The sequence below is a fragment of the Deinococcus sp. QL22 genome (assembly GCF_023370075.1).
Taxonomy (GTDB): domain Bacteria; phylum Deinococcota; class Deinococci; order Deinococcales; family Deinococcaceae; genus Deinococcus.
Map to the genome: position 1 here is coordinate 2833104 of NZ_CP097149.1, position 18967 is coordinate 2852070.

At 62.5% G+C, this 18967-nt stretch carries 18 protein-coding genes; 12 read left to right on the forward strand and 6 right to left on the reverse strand.

Annotated features, from left to right (window positions below):
- The first annotated feature begins 1 nt into the window (after position 1).
- Together M1R55_RS14110 and M1R55_RS14115 are read left to right on the forward strand one after the other, a co-directional pair.
- Entirely contained in the window at positions 2-2068 is a 2067-nt protein-coding gene (locus M1R55_RS14110; protein WP_249392365.1) for a M3 family metallopeptidase, read from the forward strand.
- Positions 2069-2187: 119 nt separating this feature from the next.
- Positions 2188-2679: a CAP domain-containing protein gene (locus tag M1R55_RS14115; RefSeq protein ID WP_249392366.1), complete on the forward strand. Its 492-nt coding sequence runs from the start codon at positions 2188-2190 to the stop codon at positions 2677-2679.
- Between the two features lie 98 nt (positions 2680-2777).
- On the opposite strand, the gene M1R55_RS14120 is transcribed toward M1R55_RS14115, so the two are convergent.
- Positions 2778-3410, reverse strand: coding sequence for a hypothetical protein (locus M1R55_RS14120; RefSeq protein WP_249392367.1), 633 nt, complete (start codon positions 3408-3410; stop codon positions 2778-2780).
- Between the two features lie 32 nt (positions 3411-3442).
- Here M1R55_RS14120 and M1R55_RS14125 point away from each other — a divergent pair, with 32 nt between their 5' ends.
- From M1R55_RS14125 to M1R55_RS14140, 4 genes are all read left to right on the forward strand, one after another.
- Positions 3443-4255 carry an inositol monophosphatase family protein gene (locus tag M1R55_RS14125; RefSeq protein WP_249392368.1) on the forward strand — a complete coding sequence of 271 codons (813 nt, stop codon included), beginning with the start codon at positions 3443-3445 and terminating at the stop codon, positions 4253-4255.
- Positions 4256-4432, forward strand: coding sequence for a hypothetical protein (locus tag M1R55_RS14130; RefSeq protein WP_249392369.1), 177 nt, complete (start codon positions 4256-4258; stop codon positions 4430-4432).
- 412 nt (positions 4433-4844) lie between these two features.
- Positions 4845-5765 (forward strand): histone deacetylase, encoded by a 921-nt coding sequence (locus M1R55_RS14135; protein WP_249392370.1) that lies wholly within the window; start codon positions 4845-4847, stop codon positions 5763-5765.
- Positions 5766-5877: 112 nt separating this feature from the next.
- A complete protein-coding gene (locus M1R55_RS14140) occupies positions 5878-7350 on the forward strand; it encodes a diguanylate cyclase (RefSeq protein ID WP_249392371.1) in 1473 nt (490 codons plus the stop codon).
- A 592-nt stretch (positions 7351-7942) separates the two neighbouring features.
- Here M1R55_RS14140 and M1R55_RS14145 read toward each other — a convergent pair.
- Positions 7943-8791 (reverse strand): hypothetical protein, encoded by an 849-nt coding sequence (locus tag M1R55_RS14145; protein WP_249392372.1) that lies wholly within the window; start codon positions 8789-8791, stop codon positions 7943-7945.
- A gap of 198 nt (positions 8792-8989) precedes the next feature.
- On the opposite strand from M1R55_RS14145, the gene M1R55_RS14150 reads away from it, so the two are divergent.
- Complete coding sequence (locus M1R55_RS14150; protein WP_249392373.1) at positions 8990-9829, forward strand: hypothetical protein; 840 nt, start codon at positions 8990-8992, stop codon at positions 9827-9829.
- 31 nt (positions 9830-9860) lie between these two features.
- Positions 9861-10187, forward strand: coding sequence for an HNH endonuclease (locus tag M1R55_RS14155; protein ID WP_249392374.1), 327 nt, complete (start codon positions 9861-9863; stop codon positions 10185-10187).
- 34 nt (positions 10188-10221) lie between these two features.
- Here M1R55_RS14155 and M1R55_RS14160 read toward each other — a convergent pair whose 3' ends face one another.
- Positions 10222-11025, reverse strand: a complete 804-nt coding sequence (locus M1R55_RS14160; RefSeq protein WP_249392375.1) for an intradiol ring-cleavage dioxygenase — start codon at positions 11023-11025, stop codon at positions 10222-10224.
- 124 nt (positions 11026-11149) lie between these two features.
- Between M1R55_RS14160 and M1R55_RS14165 the strand changes: the two genes are divergently transcribed.
- A complete protein-coding gene (locus tag M1R55_RS14165; protein ID WP_249392376.1) occupies positions 11150-11524 on the forward strand; it encodes a hypothetical protein in 375 nt (124 codons plus the stop codon).
- 166 nt (positions 11525-11690) lie between these two features.
- On the opposite strand, the gene M1R55_RS14170 is transcribed toward M1R55_RS14165, so the two are convergent.
- Positions 11691-12818 carry a peptidylprolyl isomerase gene (locus M1R55_RS14170; protein WP_249392377.1) on the reverse strand — a complete coding sequence of 376 codons (1128 nt, stop codon included), beginning with the start codon at positions 12816-12818 and terminating at the stop codon, positions 11691-11693.
- A gap of 77 nt (positions 12819-12895) precedes the next feature.
- Here M1R55_RS14170 and M1R55_RS14175 point away from each other — a divergent pair, with 77 nt between their 5' ends.
- A complete protein-coding gene (locus M1R55_RS14175) occupies positions 12896-13960 on the forward strand; it encodes a peptidoglycan bridge formation glycyltransferase FemA/FemB family protein (RefSeq protein WP_249392378.1) in 1065 nt (354 codons plus the stop codon).
- A 73-nt stretch (positions 13961-14033) separates the two neighbouring features.
- Complete coding sequence (locus tag M1R55_RS14180; protein WP_249392379.1) at positions 14034-14474, forward strand: hypothetical protein; 441 nt, start codon at positions 14034-14036, stop codon at positions 14472-14474.
- A gap of 99 nt (positions 14475-14573) precedes the next feature.
- Here M1R55_RS14180 and M1R55_RS14185 read toward each other — a convergent pair whose 3' ends face one another.
- Complete coding sequence (locus M1R55_RS14185) at positions 14574-15605, reverse strand: NADPH:quinone oxidoreductase family protein (protein WP_249392380.1); 1032 nt, start codon at positions 15603-15605, stop codon at positions 14574-14576.
- A 149-nt stretch (positions 15606-15754) separates the two neighbouring features.
- Between M1R55_RS14185 and M1R55_RS14190 the strand changes: the two genes are divergently transcribed.
- Complete coding sequence (locus tag M1R55_RS14190; RefSeq protein WP_249392381.1) at positions 15755-17860, forward strand: 3-hydroxyacyl-CoA dehydrogenase NAD-binding domain-containing protein; 2106 nt, start codon at positions 15755-15757, stop codon at positions 17858-17860.
- Between the two features lie 97 nt (positions 17861-17957).
- Here M1R55_RS14190 and M1R55_RS14195 read toward each other — a convergent pair whose 3' ends face one another.
- Positions 17958-18962: an ABC transporter permease gene (locus tag M1R55_RS14195; RefSeq protein WP_249392382.1), complete on the reverse strand. Its 1005-nt coding sequence runs from the start codon at positions 18960-18962 to the stop codon at positions 17958-17960.
- Positions 18963-18967: the final 5 nt, after the last annotated feature.

The window sequence follows — 18967 nt, forward strand, 5'->3', positions numbered from 1 at the left end:
TATGAGCAATCCAACACCTGTGGAGAGCAGCAACCCGCTGCTGAACGTCGGCTTCCGCATTCCCTTCGACCAGATTCGTGCCGAACACGCCGAAGAAGCCATCGACACGCTGATTGCCGCCACGCAGACCCGCCTGGATCATCTGGCGGCGGCGGGCGAGCGCGGCTTCGAGGGCTTCATGGCCGATCTGGACGGCCTTACGGCCCAACTGCAAACTGTCAGTACCATCGTGTACCACCTCGACAGCGTGATCAGCGACGAGTCGTGGCAGGCGGCCAAAAAAGCCATCATTCCCAAGGTCAGCGAGTTCTACACGCAACTCAGCCTGCACCCCGGGTTGTGGGCCGCCGTCAAAGCGTTTGCCGACACTGATGCGGGCCGCGCCCTCGACCCGGTGCGGGCGCGTCACCTGAAACTGACCATCGACGAATTCCGCCGCGAAGGGGCCGACCTGCCCGCCCAGCAAAAAGACCGCCTGATGGCCCTGAATACCCAGTTGGCCCAGATCACCAACGAGTTTTCCAAGAATGTGCTGGATTCCACCGCCGCCTTTGAACTGTACGTGTCTACTGAACGCTTGGCGGGCGTGCCGCAACGTGTACTGGACGCCACCCGCGCCGATGCAGAGACTCACGGGAAAGAGGGCCACCGCCTGACGCTGCATATGCCGGTCGTGGAACCCATCCTGACCTATGCCGATGACCGCGAGCTGCGCCGCGAGTTGTGGGAGGCGTCGCAGAGTACGGGCGTGCAGGAAGGCCGCGACAACCGCCCACTGGTACGCGACATCCTGAAGCTGCGCCGCGAGCAGGCCCGCTTGCTGGGCTTCCGCGACTTTGCCGACTATGTGCTGGAAGACCGCATGACGGGTGGGGGAGACGTTCCCCTGAAGTTCCTGCGCGACCTGGAAATCCGCACCCGCCCCGCCTACGAGCAGGAAAATGCAGATCTGGACGCTTTTTATCGCCAGCACGCCGGAGCCTACGCCCCCGCACTGACGGGCTGGGATATCGGCTACTGGGCCGAGAAGCAGCGCCAGGCCGAATACGACTTCGACGAGGAGGCCCTGCGTCCCTACTTCCCGCTTGACCGCGTGATGAACGGCATGTTCGACATCGTGACCCGGATTTTCGGCGTGACCGTGAAGGAATCGAGCGCCCCCGTCTGGCATCCCGAGGTTCGGTTCTATGACATTCAGGACGAATCTGGCACGCACATCGCCAGCTTTTATACCGACTGGTTCCCCCGCGACACCAAACGCAGCGGCGCGTGGATGAACGGCCTGATGACGGGTGGCCCCCGTGCCAGTGTTAAAGGGGAGCAGGGTGTAGAACCCCACCTGGGCCTGATGTGCGGCAACATGACCCCCCCCAGCGGCGACACGCCCGCGCTGCTGTCTATCCGCGAGGTGGAAACCGTGTTCCACGAATTCGGCCACCTGCTGCACCACGCCCTCTCGCGTGTGCCAGTACGCAGCCTCAGCGGAACGCGTGTGGCCTGGGATTTTGTAGAGTTGCCCAGCCAGATCATGGAAAACTGGGTGGCCGAACGCGATGCGCTGGACTTGATCGCCGCCCACTGGCAGACTGGAGAACCCCTGCCCGCCGACCTGTTTGACCGCATGACCCGTGCCCGCAATTTCCGCGCCGCCAATACGTCTATGCGCCAGTACTCGTTTGGCCTGATGGATCTCACGCTGCACGTGGAATTTGACCCGGAAGGTGACGAAGACCCGATTGCGGTGGCCCGCGACGTGATGGCCCGCTTTTACCCCTACCCGCTGGCCGAAGACTACGCCCGCGCCGCGCAATTTGGGCACCTGTTCAGCAGTCCGGTGGGCTACGGCGCTGGCTACTACTCCTACAAGTGGGCCGAAGTGCTGGACGCCGACGCCTTCTCGCGCTTTGCCGCCGAGGGTATCTTCAACCGCGAAACGGGCCGCGCCTTCGTGGACGCCGTTCTGAGCCGGGGCAACAGCGCCGAAGCCGCGCAACTGTACCAGGAGTTCATGGGTCGTGGCCCAGATCCCGACGCCCTGCTGCGCCGCAGTGGATTACTCAAGGCCTAAGCTCAGCGTCTCATTTGGATGAGAGGACGGCGTTGCTCCGTGCAGCGTCGCCTTTTCTCATTTCCCCTGCCCAACTCCTCACAGCTCACACACAGCCTCAGCGTTTAGAATCCCTTCACATGCTTAAGGTTCCCTTTCGGCACATTCTGGGTCTTCTTGCGTTGGTCGCTTCTGCCAGCGCTGTTGCCCAGACCTCCGCAGAGTCGCAGTTGCTGGCCCGCCTGAACGCGGCGCGGGCACAGGGCGTGACCTGTCCCGGCAGTGGCCGCCGCCCCGCCGCCGGAGCCTTGGCCTTTAGCAACGCGCACGCGCATGCCGCCCGTCTCCAGGCCAACTACATGACCTCCAGCGGGCGCGTCAGCCATACGGGCGCAGGCGGAAGCACGCCCCAAATCCGCGCAGCCAGCAGCGGTGTGAATGCCGTCAGCGTCACCGAAATCATCTTTATGGGCACGGGCCTCAACCCGGAAGCGGCCATTCGGTGGTGGCTCAATTCTGCCGTGCACTGCTTCTGGATGAACGAGGCCCGCTATACCCACGCCGGAGCCAGCATCGTGCAGGGATCCCGCGGAACGTCGTATGTGGTGGTGCTGAGCAGTCAGCCGCGTTGAGGTGAAGGGTAGAGGTATGAAGCTGATCTCGAGGTGTTCTGCCAAAGTTCGGGGCCAAGAATCCTGACGCTCATGCCCACCTGCGCCCTTGCCACGTTCTACGATCCACTCTCCACTTCCTGAATCCCCACCCACAGCACCCGCCCTCCCGCCACCGCGTCCTGCGGCAGATAGATGCCCCATGCATTGCGGGGCACCACATCCGGCAGCCCGGCGGCGCGTTGCAGGGCATTTTGATAAGTCGAGCAATCGTACTCCGGCCCCAGCCCGCCCACGCCGTAGGGCGCACGGTTCAGGCGTTGTGCTTCGGCCCTCAGCGCGGGCAGCTTCTCTGGGGTTACGCCTGCGTCCAGCACGATGACCACGGCACGGCGATTCAGCGTAGAGGTGGGCACAGTCTGCACGCCGCCTGCAAACAGGTTGGGCGATTCGGTCAGCAGGCCTGCCGACAGCTTGCGCGTGATATGGCTGCACAGCCCCCACGACAACGCCCCACGCGGCCCCGACTGACAGGCCACGATCACGCTGCCGTCTGGGGCACGTTCTACGGCCTCACTCACGCTCAGCAGCCGGTCTGCTGGAACGAGTTGCGTGGGGAGCAACGTGGCGGAAACTATCTGACCGCCTGCCGCGCCTGCCCGGAACTGCAAAGTCGTTACATTCTGCACGGGGGTACAGCCAGTCAGGGCTCCAGCAGCCACAGAGAGGAGCAAGATTCGGGAAGATTTCATTCCCATCCATTCTGAGCCACTACACTCAGGGCGTGACTGCATTTGGTTCCATTCCCACCGACCTTGCCCCCTTCTTGGCTGTTGCTGTGGCGGCGGCGCGGGCAGCGGGGGCCGTGCATCTGGCGCATCTGGGTACAGCCCGCATCGTGCACACCAAAACCACCTACGCCGATCTGGTCACGGAAGTAGACGGAGAAGCCGAACGGGTCATCCGCGCCGTTATAGCCGAGACTTACCCAGGACACGCCGTGTTGGGCGAGGAAGAAGGATTGGGTGATGTTGCGGCTGAATCAGATTTTCGCTGGGTGGTAGACCCACTGGACGGCACGGTGAACTACGCGCACGGCTACCCGGTGTTTTGTGCGTCGGTGGCGCTGGAATACCGGGGTGAGGCCATCGCGGGAGCGGTGTACGACCCCACCCGCGATGAACTGTTCACGGCCACACTGGGCGGCGGCGCATTTCTGAACGGCCAAGCAGTCGCCGTGAGTGCCACGCCCACGCTGACCACGCCCGCACTGGTCGCCACCGGATTCCCCTACGACAACAGCGGCGAACGCAATCTGGCACTGGTGGCCCGCCTGCTGCGCTTGGGCATTCCGGTGCGTCGGCCCGGAGCGGCGGCCCTAGACCTGTGCAACGTGGCCTGCGGGCGCATGGACGCTTACTGGGAAATCGGTGTAAAACGCTGGGATGTGGCCGCCGGAAGCCTGATCTTGCAGGAAGCGGGCGGCCAAGTCTCCGACGCTGGCGGAACGCCCACGCCGCACGGAGAGATGATCGTGGCAACCAACCGCCTGCTGCACGCCGAATTGCTTGAACTGGTGCAAGAAGGTGAACGTTAGGTGTTGCCCGGTCTGCTGCTCGTCCTCCTCATCAGCCTGAATCTGGGCGGCCTGTTCAGTATCATTATGCAATTCGGGCGCGGCGAAATCTGGGCGGCATTGGGATCGCTGGCCTTCGTGTTGGCGCTGAATGCCCTGGGCTTTTGGATATTGCGGGAACTCAGAGAGAACGGGTAGGGGCTGGATAGACGGGGAGGGCAGTCCCTACAGCTCACTCACCCTCTTTGCTAACCCAAGCTTTCCCCATACAAAGGAAGCAAACACCGCGACACCGCCACTCCATACCGTTCCCGCTCTTCTCCGTGTGAGGCCGTCGTGTGCATAAGCGGACGGGCCAATTCCAGCGCTAAGACGACTGACAATTCCGCTTTAGATGAACGATTCAGCCGAGTCTGGATGCGACAAGATCAATCCTCCTCTGCGGACTCGTAGAGCTGCGAAGCAGAGCGACAACCTCTCCTGCATCCTTTGAGGGCGGGGGCTGGGGGTGGGGGAAAACGTGGCGGAAATTCAGTCACCTGCTCAGCAAAACCCGCCAATCGTGCCATTGCATCCCGCTTCCCTCCCCCCGCCGCGCCACACTGACCCCGTGACCGCCCCGCCGCCTTCATTCGCCCACCCTTTCCGCGCCTATACGCCCGCTGCCTACACCTTCCCCCTGCCCGAAGGCCACCGCTTTCCCGCCTACAAGTACGCCGGAGTCCGTGACCGTTTGTCTGGCCTCCTGCCCGTGCTGGACACTCCCAACCTGCGCTGGGCCGACGCGGCCCGCGTGCACGACCCCATCTGGCTGAGGCGGTGGCGGCGCGGCGAGGTCACGCCTGCCGAAGAACGCGCTTTCGGGTTGCCGTGGAGTTTGGGCGTGGTGGAGCGGGCGCGGCGGGCAGCGGGCGGGTCTTTGGCGGCGCTGCACGACGCATTGGCGGTGGGCTGGGGCGCGAACCTTGCGGGCGGCACGCATCATGCGTTTGAGGCCAGTGCCGAGGGCTTTTGTCTGGTCAACGACGCGGCCATTCTGACAAGGATCGCGCTGGATGAAGGGCTGGCACGGCGCGTGGCGATCCTTGATCTGGACGTGCATCAGGGCAACGGCACGGCGGCGCTGTTGGGGGCCGAGGCGCGGGCCTTTACCCTCAGCATTCACGGCGAGCGCAATTACCCCTTTCGCAAGGAACGCAGTAGCCTCGATCTGGGCCTGCCCGATGGCGTCACAGACACCGAATACCTGGCGGTGTTGCGGGAATCGGCGCTGCCTGCCCTGCAAGCCTTCCGGCCCGACTTGTTGCTGTACCTGGCCGGAGCAGACGTGCTGGCCGGAGACAGATTCGGGCGCTTCGCCCTTACGCTGGACGGGGTGTACGAGCGCAACCACACGGTGCTGACTTGGGCGCGTGTGGCGGGGATTCCCGTCGTGACCCTGATGGCGGGGGGCTACAACCGTGACCACAACCTGACGGTAGAGGCCCACAGTAGCGTGGTTGTTGCTGGTCTAGACGTGTTTGCCCACTGAAACGATTTTCTTTGTCGTCAGCGCCCTTTTGTCTCTCTTTATCCCCCGTTAGGTATCTTAAGATGCTGAAAAGATCGCATCGTAGAGCTTGGAAGTTGCCTATGCTATTGGGATGCTGCACGTTCCGCCTACCGCACTCACCGCCTCCGAGCGGGCGTGGGCTGATCGCGAGCTGAATCCCAGTGGTGCGAGGCGATGGGCGCAGGCCGAGCCGCCCTCACCTGTGCGCGATGTGGTGCTGGCCTACCTTGATTGGCGCACTGGATCCTACACTTCCGCATTTACGCACGTAGACGCCGCGCTGTCAGGGTTGACCGTGACCGACGTGTGGCGTTCGCGTGCCCTGAATATCCGGGCAGGCCTGATGATGGCGCGTCTGGATTTCAGCGGGGCCCACACCCTGTACCACGAGCAATTGGCGGTGGCGGAGCGCTGCGGTAATCAGGTGGAATTGGCCCATGCCAAGCACGATCTGGCCCTCGCTTTGCTGGATTTCAATGTTGCAAAAGCCTTGCCCTTGTTGCAAGAGGCGCTGGACTTGTTCGAGCAATGCGGCGAGTCTGAGCAGGCTGGCGTAGCCTACCTGAATCTGGGCATGGTGCACCAGCGGCGCGGCGACTTTGGAGGGGCGGAGCAGCAGTACGCCCATGCCGTGCAGCGCGGCCAAGATGGGTACGCGGTGCTGCATATTCTGGCCCTGGCGCAATTGGTGGTACTTAAGGTTCAGCAGGGCCAAATTGGAGCGGCACAGACGCACTTTAGTGAACTCGATCAGCTTCCTCAGTCTCAGGATATAGAGGCTGAAGTCGAGCGTGCCCGCGCCAGTGTGCTGCTGACCCAAGAACTGAGCCGGGTGCGCTGGGTGCAGGATCAGGGCGATTGGGACGAAGCTGGACAGGAGCAGCTCGGTGGGCCTCAGGCTCTTGACCCAGCAACGCTGGCCCTCGCCATGATCGGGCAGGCCAACGCCCGGCAGGCCCAACGTTTGGCCGAACTCGAAGCCTCTTTAGCGCAGGCTGAAGCCCAGCACGCCGACGCTGAACGCCGCAGCGTCACCGACCTCCTGACCGGCCTGCACAACCGCCAATACCTGATCACCGAAGGGGCGCGGCGCTTGGCGAATGGCACGGCTCAGGCTCCTGTTCAGGTAGCTATGATCGACGTAGACCGCTTCAAGCGCGTGAACGATACACACGGCCACGCCACCGGAGATACCGTGCTGCGCGAGATTGCTGGTCTCCTCAGGACTCACGCCCTGCCGGGTGATCTGGTCGCCCGCTACGGAGGCGAAGAATTTGTGCTGGTGCGCTGTGCGGGTCAGCCGAGCATGGTGCCTACCCTGGAGGCTTTCCGAGTGGCCGTGCAAAACCACGTGTGGACGACCCGCCCCGTGACCGTCAGCATCGGTATGACACTGGTTCCCGGCGACACGTTGGACGCCGCCCTAGACCGGGCCGACCAATTGATGTACGCCGCCAAACGTGCTGGGGGCAACAGGCTCCGCCATGACTTGCCCCGCGACAGTGACCGTGGTACGCCGCAAATCAACCTGATCTACGACCCTGAACGCGACTCCGTCTGCTGAAGTTGGCGACCCAGATCAACTTCACTCGGCTCTGATCAAGGGTTCGGGCAGTGTTGACCTCACGAACATAGCCGGAAGAAAAACGTCGTCTAGGACGCGGTTCCACGAGCTTCATTCTCCTCTTGCCTCCTAGTTGTTCCAATCAGGGGTGAGGAACGAACATACCTTGCCCCCGGGCGACTCTGGGAAGGATTTGTGACCTGTCCACACCGTTGTCCGCTACAGGAACCGCCCCATGCCGCGTTCCCCAGTTTGCGTTCCGTCTCCACTGTTCCACATATGAGGCATGTCAAAAGGCTTGCGCTAATGTCCAACTACTCACGAAGCCACCGGATGCCTATTCATCACCACTTCTCCCGTTAGTGTTGCTAGTCGCTCTACCCGGCGGATACTCACCACTATCCGCACTTTGGTAATAGATCGGCGTTCGCGGCGCTCTTCTCTGAGGTACGACCTGACCCATGTTGCCTGACCACCCATGTTGCTTGACCACAACCAATTCGCCCATGTAAGCCGTTGAGCTCAGTTGCATCAATGGCTTACACGGGCGTTTCGTTGTGGGGGAACTGCTGTAAAAGGTTACAGCTTGACCTTAGAACACGATGGGGCGCAGGCCGATGCTGCTCTGGCCGCAGGCCACCGTGACCGTTGCTCCGGCAGGCGTGACCGTGCAGCCCAACGAACGCAGGCCCAGCAGGGGGAAAATCAGGTTCTTGCCGTCAGTAGCGGGTGCAAACGGAAGTTCTACATTGCCCGCTGTGGTCTGGCCGCCGCTCAATTGAGCTGCTTTGGCTCCTACCGTCACGGTCAACGCCGTATCGCCTGCGTTCAGGCGGTAACGGTTGCCGCCCAGTGCCGTCACGTTGACCACGCCGATCAGGTCGCGGCCCAGCACATATGGCTGACCCTTGACCACTCCGGCGGGGGTAGCGGGGCGGGCTGCTGCGCTAGCAGCAGTAGCGGTCACGGCGTCAATAGCCACAAGCGATTCGGTGGCCGATAGCCCACGCAGCAACACGAACGCGCCCACAGGTCCATTCACCCTTTCCGATGCCAACAACGTGCTGCTGGTGCCGGTGGTCTTCCAGTCGCCCAGCGCCCGGCCTGCCAGCTTGCCGCGAATCAGGGGACGCAGGCTGGCAGGAGGGTTCTTGGAATACAGGCACACGGCCTGCACGCTTAGTTTCAGGGCGGCGGGGCAACTGACGATCTGGCCCTTGATGACGCCGCCCACCTCTACCGCGATGGCGCTGGCGGCGCGGCCGGTGGCTGCCGAAGCTGCGCCGGGCAGGGGAGCGCGGGCAGGAGCGGCAGGAGCCGCAGCAGGCGCGGGCGTAGCGGGCTGTGCGGGAGCAGTTTGTGCAGCACCGATTGTAGACAGCAGCAAAGCAGGCAACAGCAACAGGCCCGGAGCGCGGGCGGAGAGGGAAGCTAAACGCATGATGCCTATGCTACCCGCCGTGCATGAGTGGCGACTTTGATTGTCTGACGGGCCTTCATCTGACGGGCAGATTGTTGGTGGGCTGGAGAGCAGTTGCCAGGAATGGTATTGGGTTTTGGCTGTCTGGAAGGGAGAATTATGCCTAGAAATGCCTGGTCGGCCCGGCTGAGACAATACCTGTATGAAGATGAACATACTATGCTTGCCCCCGTGAACCCCGCCGCCCGACTCAGCGCCCTCGATGCTCTGGATACATCCATCCGTGCCGCCCTCTTGGCCGATGACCGCGTGGTGTACGCCCTCGCTTATGGCAGCCGCACCCAACCTCGTCCGGATGGTTCGCCCGCCGCCGATGAGTGGAGTGACCTTGAATATTACGCTTTTGTGCGTGCTGGACAGACTGTAAATGTGTTTGCTTTTCTGCGGGCGCTGACTCCTGTTGCGCTGGAAGGGGTTAATCCATTTGGCACGCCCAACATCGTCACGCCCAATTTGTTGCGTGTAGAACTGCATGTGGAGGCGGAATCGACGTTAGAGCAGGTGCAAGGCTGGCCTAACGGTGGCGGTGATCCGGCCCGAATGTTGATCAAGGATCAGGACGGCACGCTGGCGAATATTTTGGGTGATTGGGCGTCCGGGCCGCCGTTTGCGTCCATTCTGCCCAGTTCCCAGAGGGAGTTTGACGCCATGTTGAATTGGCTGGTGTTCGCTTCTGCGGTTGCTCTGCGCGGCGAGAGCCTACGGGCGTGGGACTTGCTGAACTGGGTGCGCGGCGGCCTGTTGCGTCTGGCCCGGACGCTGCACGGTGCGCCTCAGCCGCAAGCTCCGGCGCGGAATGCCGAACGCGATTTACCGCCTCAGGAGTTGGCCGATCTGAATGAGACCAGCCGTGGAACGGCGCTCCAGGCTTGCTGGGCTGCTTCGGCGTTGGCCCGCGCCTTCGCTGCCCGCCTGCGACTCAACCCGCGTGCTGATGTACTGGACGCCCTGCAAGCCGAGCTGAGAGCCAATGAAACTGCAATGCACCGCTCACTCTGACTCCTGCCGCCTGCCCTAGCCTGAGCGCCTGATGGCCCGCCGCCTGCCTGCCTCCGATTGGCCGCCCCCGTCCCGCGAACCTGACCGCTGCGGCTTGTGTGACCGCGCCGTGCCGCATCTGACCGAGCATCACCTGATCCCCAAATCACAGGGGCGTCGGCAGGGCGTGAAAATCCACGCTCTGCCGACAGTGTTGTTGTGCCCGCCCTGCCATAAATTCCTGCACCGCACCTTTTCCAATGCTGAACTGGCCGGGGAATATTCTTCTGTAGACGCGCTACTGGCCCATGAGGACGTGCGGCGGTTTGTGGCATGGATCAGCAGGCAGCCGCCAACGAAAGGGGTGCGGGTGCGCTGAGAGTGTGATTTGGCCCCAGCCTCAGTCGGTAGCCTCAGCCGATATTCAGCCCCACATCAAACGTCGCCCGGTAGCCCTTTTGTGGATTGCCGGTCAGGTTCAGCAGCAGTTGGCTGCCCCCATTGCGGTAGATGCCGTCGGTGCTGTTCAGCGTGTTGCGTTTGCCTTTGCGGTTATAGGGCGCGGCGGCGTGGGCCGCGTCGGTCACGGCTTCAGGGAAAAACAACTGCGACGTGAATTCTCCGGTGGGTTTGCCGCTGGCGTCCAGTGGGCGCAGCTTGAAGTGAATATGTACGGCGCGGCCCGGATACCAGCCGGGATACACGGTGGTAAAGCTGGCCTTGCCCTGCGCGTTGGTGACCTGCGAGCCGCGCAGGAAGTCGTCGGTGTTGCCCGACACATCCGAATACACGCCCAGTGCGTCGCACTGCCACACATCTATCAGCACGCGGCCACGCGGCGTGCAACTGCCTACCGTCACCTTCGACACCACGAAATCCAGCGTCAGCGGAATGCCTGCACTGGCCTTGCCCGTCTTCGAATCTTTGCGAATATCGCTGCGGTTCAGTTTCTCGTCAATAAAATATGGGCCTTCGGTCTGGGCGGGCCGCACCACGCATCCGGGTAGGCTGGTTGCGCCGCTGGTGCCGCTAGCGCCCATACCTTGCCCACCGGGGGGCGGATTTCGTTGGGCCAGCACGCTGCCTGCTGCCAAGGCCGCCGCGCCGCCGCCCAATCCCAGCAGTCTCAGCGCTCGCCTGCGGCTCAGCAGGGTTCCGACCATCTCGTCGTCGTTGTCTTCGTCGGGTGCTGGGTTCACGTTCGGGTGCTGGTTCATGTTGGCTCCTTGGGGGTCGATCTGTCTTCTGAACCCAGCTTATCCAGCGTGTGTTAAAGCAGGGTTGGCGTGAAGCTGATCCTCATGTGCAGTCTGTTCACACTGGCCGCTCTACGCTGGTGGAGTGACCCGGCCCGCCCCCCTCATTTTCGTCTACAACGCCGATGGTGGCGTGCTGAACGGCCTTAAAGATCTGTGGCTCAAAACGGTGCGCCCGCAAGACTACGAATGCCAACTGTGTGCCGTCACATATGGCCCACTGGGAATGAAGCGCGAGTGGCGCGACTTTGTGCGTGGGCTGGGGCCAAACGTCCGTTTCCTGCACCGCGACGAACTCCGCGCCGAGTATGGGCTGAACGGAGTGCCGCTGCCCGCTGCGTTTGAAGTACAGCCGGACGGCACGCTGCAAGAGTGGCTGTCTGCCGCCGAAATGCGCTCCTTAGGTACGCTGGATGATCTGATGGGCGCAGTTGGGCGGCGAGTGCAGGGGGCGCCGTAGTGGGCGTCACTTAAAAGCGTCTAAGGGTCTAGGGTCGAAGGGTTTAAGAACGGCCTAAGCCTTCACCCTTGTCCTCAAATTAGACCCTCAGACCCTGCCCCAGCAATCCAGCACAACACAAAGAAGGCGGAAGCCGCAGCCCCCGCCCTCTAAATCTACTTGCCTTTTATTTGGCTGCTGCCGCGCCCACCACGTCGGCAAAGCTCTCGACCTTCAGGCGAGCCACCTGCGAATTCACGTATTTCTGCGAGGCGTCGCGGGCCAGTTGCTCGCGGATCAGCGGCTCGGCCACGGTCAGCGGCGCGAGACCTGCATCGGTACGCCCGGTGACGGTCAGCACGTGATACCCGAACTCGGTCTGTACCAACTGAGGCGTGTTCAGTGGCCCCTTGAAGCTGGCCGTATCGAAGGCAGCCACCATTGCGCCCGGTGCAAAGCAGCCCAGATCGCCGCCGCTTTGGGCGCTGCCGGGATCCTGGCTCTTGGCTTTGGCAATGGCCGCAAAGTCTCCGCCTGCCACCAAATCCTTCTGAATCTGCTGGGCTTCGGGCTGGGTCTTGACCAGAATGTGCTTGGCGCAGGCCTCGGCTTCGCGGGTAAATGAGGCTTTGTTGAGGTTGTAAAAGCCCTGAACGACGGCGCTGCCGAAAGTCAGGCGCTTTTTCACGCCGTTCAGGTAGGCGTCCACCACCGCTTGCCGCTCTAACTCGGCCCGCAATTCGGCGGGTGTGCTGAAGCCTGTTTGCGCCAGGCCCTCGCTAAACTCGGCGTCGGTGGCAAAGTTTTCACGGGCCTTGGCAAACTGCGCGTCAATGGCGGCTGCATCGGGCTTGTTGGCAACGCGGGCAATCTGGTATACCGCGCGGTCACGCACGTACTGGGTCAGAAAGTCGCGGCGGGCGTCGGCAAATTCGGTCAGGTAGGACTCTTCAAAAGGCACGCCCTGAGAATTGACCAACCGGGCCACAGCCACCCGGAACGCCTGATTGAATTCGCCTAGCGTTACTTTTTCGGTGCCGATGGTGGCGACCAACGTGGATGGATCGGCAGCGGGTGTGGCCGCAGGTGTTGCTGCCGGAGCAGCGGCAGGTGCAGCAGCGGGAGCCGTTGCGGGCGCGGTGGGTGCTGGAGTCGGTGCTGGTACTGGAGTCGGTGCCGGAGTTTGCACGGGGGTCACGGGTGCTGGAGTGGGCGTAGGTGCGGGGGTGGTTTGGGCCAGAGCAGCGCCCAGCAGCAGCGTGCCTGTGAGCAATGTGGTCGTCAGGCGGGCCGCAGTGTATCCAGCAAATTTCATGCCCACCACTTTAGCGTTCCGGTGGGCGGGCACGCTGTGAGCCACATGAACCCTGGGGCTGTCGTACAATCCCCCCCGTGCGCCTGACTCTGGAAGAAACCACCGATGCCCGCGTCTATGACGACGCCGTAAGTAGCTTGCCGATCACCAGCGCCCTGCAAGGCTGGGGCTACGGCGAGGCGCGGCGCGTGCTGGGGCAAACGCCTGTGCGCTACCTGATCAAGGCTGAGGGCCGCACGGTGGGCGCGGTGCAACTGCTCCGCAAGCGCCTCGTGCCGGGGTTTTCTACGCTGTACGCGCCGCGTGGCCCCGCCCTGGAGTCGCTGGACTTGCTGCCCGCTGTGGCCGAAGCCCTGCGAAAAGTCGCCAAGCCCACTGACGCCCTACTGAAAATAGAGCCGCCCCTGCCCATTCCTGCCGACGACAGCGTAAGCGTGCCGGAAGCGTATGGCCCCTTTCGCCGCGCCGAAACCGAGCAGCCCGAACACACCATCATTGCCGACCTGACCCGGACTGAAGAACAGATGTTTGCCGACCTGCACAGCATGGCCCGCCGCAACGTGCGTGCCGCCCACAAGTTGGGCGTGGTGGCGGGCCGGGACGACGACTTCGAGGCCTTCTGGGAGATTTTTACGGCCACCAACGAGCGGGCCAAGTTGGGCGCATTTCCCCGAGCCTACTACGAAGCCATGTTGCGCGAAGGTAATGCTTACGGCGGCGAGGCCTACATTGTGTTGTCGCGGCATGAGGGCAAGGCGCTGGCGGGCGGCTTCTTCTTGGGCATGGGCAAGGGCGCGTATTACCTGTTCGGCGGCAGCGTGCGCGATGACCGCGTTGGCGAAAACGGCGAACCCCGCAAGGATGCCAAAGCCCCCGACGCCTTTTACTGGAACGCTATGCTGGACGCCAAACAGCGCGGCTACGAACTGTTCGACTTCTGGGGCATTCCCCGCCAACTGGACGAAGAAAAACACTCGTTCGGCGTCTTCAAGATGAAACTGAAATTCAGCGAGCAGCGCGTCTGGTATCCCGCCTACGACCTGAACCTGAACGCCGCCGCGCCCGCCATCGTGAAGGCCCTGCGCTGGCGCAAAACGCAGAACAATTTGAAGAAACGTGGCAGCAAAGAGGACGTGTTGTAAGGCTGGTGCATGGAGCTTCGACTCCCTCTCCTGCGGGCCAACTGCTGCCCCTTGATCCCTTACGCTGGCAGATATGGCGACCCTCTATCTGATTTTGCTGACCTTCCACAACATCACGCGCTGGCTGGTGGTGATCGCGGGCGTGTGGACGCTGATCCGCACTGTTCCGGCCCTGAGTGGTAGTAAGTCCTTTACTGCCGCAGACCGCCGCCCAGTGGTGCTCTTTGCAGGCAGCGTGCATCTGCAAGTGGTCTTGGGATTGTTGCTGTTCGGTCTACTGGGATCTCAGGGAGCCGGAGCCTTTGCCGATAGAAGCTCCAGCTATCAGTGGCAGCATGTGGGCCTCAGCCTCATCGCCGCCGTGACCGCTACCCTCGCCAGTGCCCTCAGCAAACGCGCCGCTACTGACCGGGCCAAATTCCGCGTGGCAGCCCTCTGGACAGCGGTAACGCTGCTGATCTTGTTGGTGTCTATTCCGTGGTGGCGGCCTGTTCTGCGCCTGTTCAATCTCTAAGAAGTTCACTTTGCAAATCAATCTTTGCCCACCACTCTCCGTGCAGCCACAGGCCGCCCCAGCAAAAGCGAAGGCGGCCTGTGGCTGCTCTAAACAAATTTACCTCTGCGGTTCGATCACCACTTTCCCCGTCGTCTTCCTATCCAGAATGTCCTGAAACGCCCGCACGCTCTCGTCTAGCGCGTAGGTTGGCCCGACTTGCGGGGTGACTTGCCCACTGGCAATGAGGGGCGTCAGGGCCATCGCAGCTTCGCGGGTGGCTTCGGCGTCGCCCATCAGGCTGGTCAGCCACAGGCCCGTGACGGTCACGTTGCGCTTCATCAGTTCTACCGGGCGCAGGTTGGCCTGCTCGCGGCTGGCGTTGCCAATCACGATCACGCGGCCCCGGTTCATCACCACGTCCAGACTCTCCTGGAATCTTGGCCCGCCCACCACTTCCAGCACGAGGTCTACGCCACCTTTGGGGTTAGAGTCGTTGGCAGCGGCGGCACGGATTTTCTGCACGCGGTCTGGGTCGTCTTGCAGCAGCGTCACGTCTGCGCCCAATTTGCGGGCCAGTTCCAGTTTTTCCTCGGTACTGGCGGTGGCGACCACATTCATGCCCATTGCCTTGGCAAGCTGAATGCTGGCCGTGCCCAGTGCGCCCGCTGCGGCCTGCACCCACACCCACTGCCCCGGCTGGCCGTATCCCAGCGTCTTCAGGCCGTGATACGCCGTGAAATACGATACCGGAAACGCCGCCGCCTGAGCCGCCGTGAGGCTGGCAGGCACGGGAATCAGGGCCGCCGCGTTGGCTACGGCGTAGGTGGCAAGGCTGCCGCTGCCGCCCAGGCAGGCCACCAGTTGCCCCACTTTCACGCCCGTCACGCCCTCGCCCAGCGCGTCCACGGTTCCGGCGAATTCCATGCCGGGGGTGTAGGGCACGCGGGTTCGCGTCAGGTATTCGCCCGCCACGCTCAGCACATCCGCAAAGTTGATGCCCACCGCTTCTACCTTCAGGCGCACTTGCCCCGGCCCCGGCTGCGGCACGGGCACGCCCTCGCGCACCTGCATCACGTTGGGCGCACCCAGTGTCTCTACCACAATGGCTCTCATCGTCTGTGCTGCCTCACCGGAAGTCATATCGCTCATAGGCCGAAGCATACCTGACTGAATCCTGAAAGTGAACGTGCACGGACACTCTGAACGTCAACGTATTTGACCGGAGGGCGTAAGCCGTGACAGCATGACGCACCAACCCTTAGTTCTGCCCCGACTTCTTTCCCTAGGAGGCTCCACCTATGACCACTGCCCCAACTTCCATGGTTGATCAATCTCGCGAAGGCGACGTGCTGGTGCTGACGATCAACAATCCGCCCGTCAATGCTTTTTCGCCTGGAGTGCCCGAAGGCCTGCACGCGGGTCTGGACGTGGCCGAACAGGATCAGAGCATCAAGGCGGTGGTCATCATCGGCGGCGGGCGCACCTTTATTGCCGGGGCCGACATCAAAACCTTCGACCTGCCCCGCGAGCAGGCTCCCGACTTGCGCGGCTTCATCACGCGGCTGGATGCCTTTTCCAAGCCCACCGTCGCCGCCATTCACGGCACGGCGTTGGGCGGCGGTCTGGAAGTGGCGCTGGCCTGCACCTACCGCGTAGCATTGGCGGGCGCTCAGTTGGGGCTGCCCGAAGTCAAGTTGGGCATTTTCCCCGGTGCGGGCGGCACCCAGCGCCTTCCCCGCGTGGTGGGCGCACAAAAAGCCCTGGAAATGATGCTGTCCGGCAATCCCATCGGGGCCGCTGAAGGCGCACAGATGGGCCTGATAGACCAACTGGCAGAAGGCAAAACCGAAGTTGACTTGCGTGCCGCTGCCGTTGCTTTTGCCCGTGCCCACACCGACGCCCGCCCGTTGCCCCGTGTCTCTGAGCGCGGCGTAGACGGTGCCAACCCCGAACTGTTCGCCGCTGCCCGCGCAGGCCTGGGCAAAACCTATCGGGGCCAGTTGTCGCCGGGCATGATCGTAGACCTGACCGAAATCGCCGCCACCCGCCCCTTTGAGGAAGGCTGGAACGCGGAGGCCGGGCTGTTTTTGCAGGCCAAAGATTCACCGCAATCGCGCGGCCTGCGCCATATCTTTTTTGCCGAACGCGAAAGCGCCCGTGTGCCCGGCATTGGCAAAGACACCCCCATGACCGACATTCGCTCCGTTGGCGTGATCGGCGCGGGCACGATGGGCGGCGGCATCGCCATGAATTTCCTGAATGTGGGCATTCCCGTGACCATCGTGGAAACCGCGCAGGACGCGTTAGACCGGGGCGTGGCTACGATTCGCCGCAACTACGAGAACACCGCCAAAAAAGGCCGCCTGAGCATGGATGACGTGGAGGCAAGAATGGCCCTGCTGACGCCCACGCTGAACATGGGTGACCTCGCGCAAGCCGACATCATCATCGAAGCCGTGTTTGAAAACATGGACGTGAAGAAGGACATTTTCACGCGCCTGGACGGAATTGCTAAGCCCGGCGCGATTCTGGCGAGCAATACCAGCACCCTCGACGTAAACGAAATTGCCAGCGTCACATCACGTCCCGAAAGTGTGATCGGTCTGCACTTTTTCAGCCCCGCCAACGTGATGAAGTTGCTGGAAATCGTTCGGGCTGAGAAAACCAGTGCGTCGGTATTGGCGACCAGCATGGCCCTTGCCCGCAAAATCAGGAAAGTGGGCGTGGTGGTGGGCGTCTGTGACGGCTTCGTGGGCAACCGCATGGTGCACCGCTACGGCGATGAGGCCCGCAAGTTGGTGGAAGAAGGTGCGAACCCGCAGGACGTGGACGCCGCCATGCACGCGCTGGGGCTGGCGATGGGGCCGTTCGAAATGTCAGATATGGCAGGGCTGGATATCGGCTATTCCATCCGGCAGCATCAGGCGAAGGTGCGCGGCGAACCGCAACCCGACGGCTGGCTAGACCGGATTGTGGCGCAGGGCCGTAAGGGTCAGAAAACGCAGGCTGGAATCTACGACTACCCCGACGGCAGAAAGCCTGTGCCCAGCACCGAAACGTCAGACCTGATCGCCACTTACCGCAGTGAAAAAGGCCTTCAGACCCGCGAACTCAGCCCGCAGGAAATCACCGAGCGGCTGGCCTACAGTCTGGTCAATGAGGGCGCGAAAATTCTGGAAGAAGGCATTGCCCAGCGTGCCGGAGACATTGACGTGATCTACATTTACGGCTATGGATTTCCCGCCTACCGGGGCGGCCCCATGCAGTACGCCGATGAAATGGGCCTGAGCAACGTCGCTGCCGCACTGGAAAAATACGGCCAAACGCCCGCGCCTTTGCTGAAGCAATTGGCCGATGAGGGCAAGACCTTTGGGGCATGGGACAAGGAGAAAGGCCGGGGTTAAGGCGCTCTGAGTTTTGGATAACCAAGACCCCAAATAGAAGGGACGCAGACTGAAACTGGTCTGCGTCCCTTCTATTTGTCTTTCAGAGTTTCTGGCTCTACTGCGTACTGCGCGGGTCAAGCACATCGCGTAGGCCGTCTCCCAGCAGGTTGAAGCCTAGTACCGTCAGGAAAATGGCGAGGCCGGGGAAGATCATCGTCCACGGCGAGTCCACGTAATATTGGCGGGAGTCGCTGATCATGGTGCCCCATTCTGGCAGCGGGGGCTGAGCGCCGATCCCGAGGAAGCCCAGCGCGGCGACCTCGATGGTGGCGGTGGCAATACTCAGTGCGCCCTGCACGATCAGCGGCGAGAGGCTGTTGGGCAGCACATGCTTGAACACGGTGCGAATCTGGGTGGCCCCCAGTGCGCCCGAAGCCTGCACAAATTCGCGCTCGCGGAGGCCCAGCACCACCGCGCGGGAGAGGCGCATGTACACCGGGATCTGCACCAGCGACACCGCAAGCATGGCCGTCACAAGCTGCGGACTGTTGAGCACAAACAGACTGTTGATGCCACTGACCAGCAGCGGCGGATTGTCGGCACTAAAGATGCTGGCAAAGCCGATGGCGAGCAGAATGCTGGGAAAGGCCAGCATCACGTCCGACAGGTAGCCGGTGATGGAATCGAACCAGCCGCCAAAGTATCCGGCCAGCACGCCGACCAATGTGCCGATGACGAGGGCCAGCACGGTACTGACCACGCCTACCTTCAGGCTGATGGCCGTGCCGTGCCAGACGCGGGTCAGCACGTCGCGGCCCAAATTGTCTGTTCCAAACGGGTGCGACCAAGCATTGACCTGACCCGTCACCGGATCGCGGTACTCCTCAGCCACCTCTTTGTTCCATAGCGCGGCCACACTCGGCGGCTTCAGGTTCAGGCGGTAGTTGCGGTCACTGGAAGCGTCGTAAGGCTTGAGAATCGGGGCCAGAACCGCCAGCAACACAAACAGGGCCACGATTGCCGCGCCGACTTTGCCGGGCGTGCTGCGCCGAAACCGCCGCGAAAAGATGCTGGGCTGGCGCTTGGCTTTGGGGGCGGCGGTGGGGGAAGCGGTGGTCATGGGGT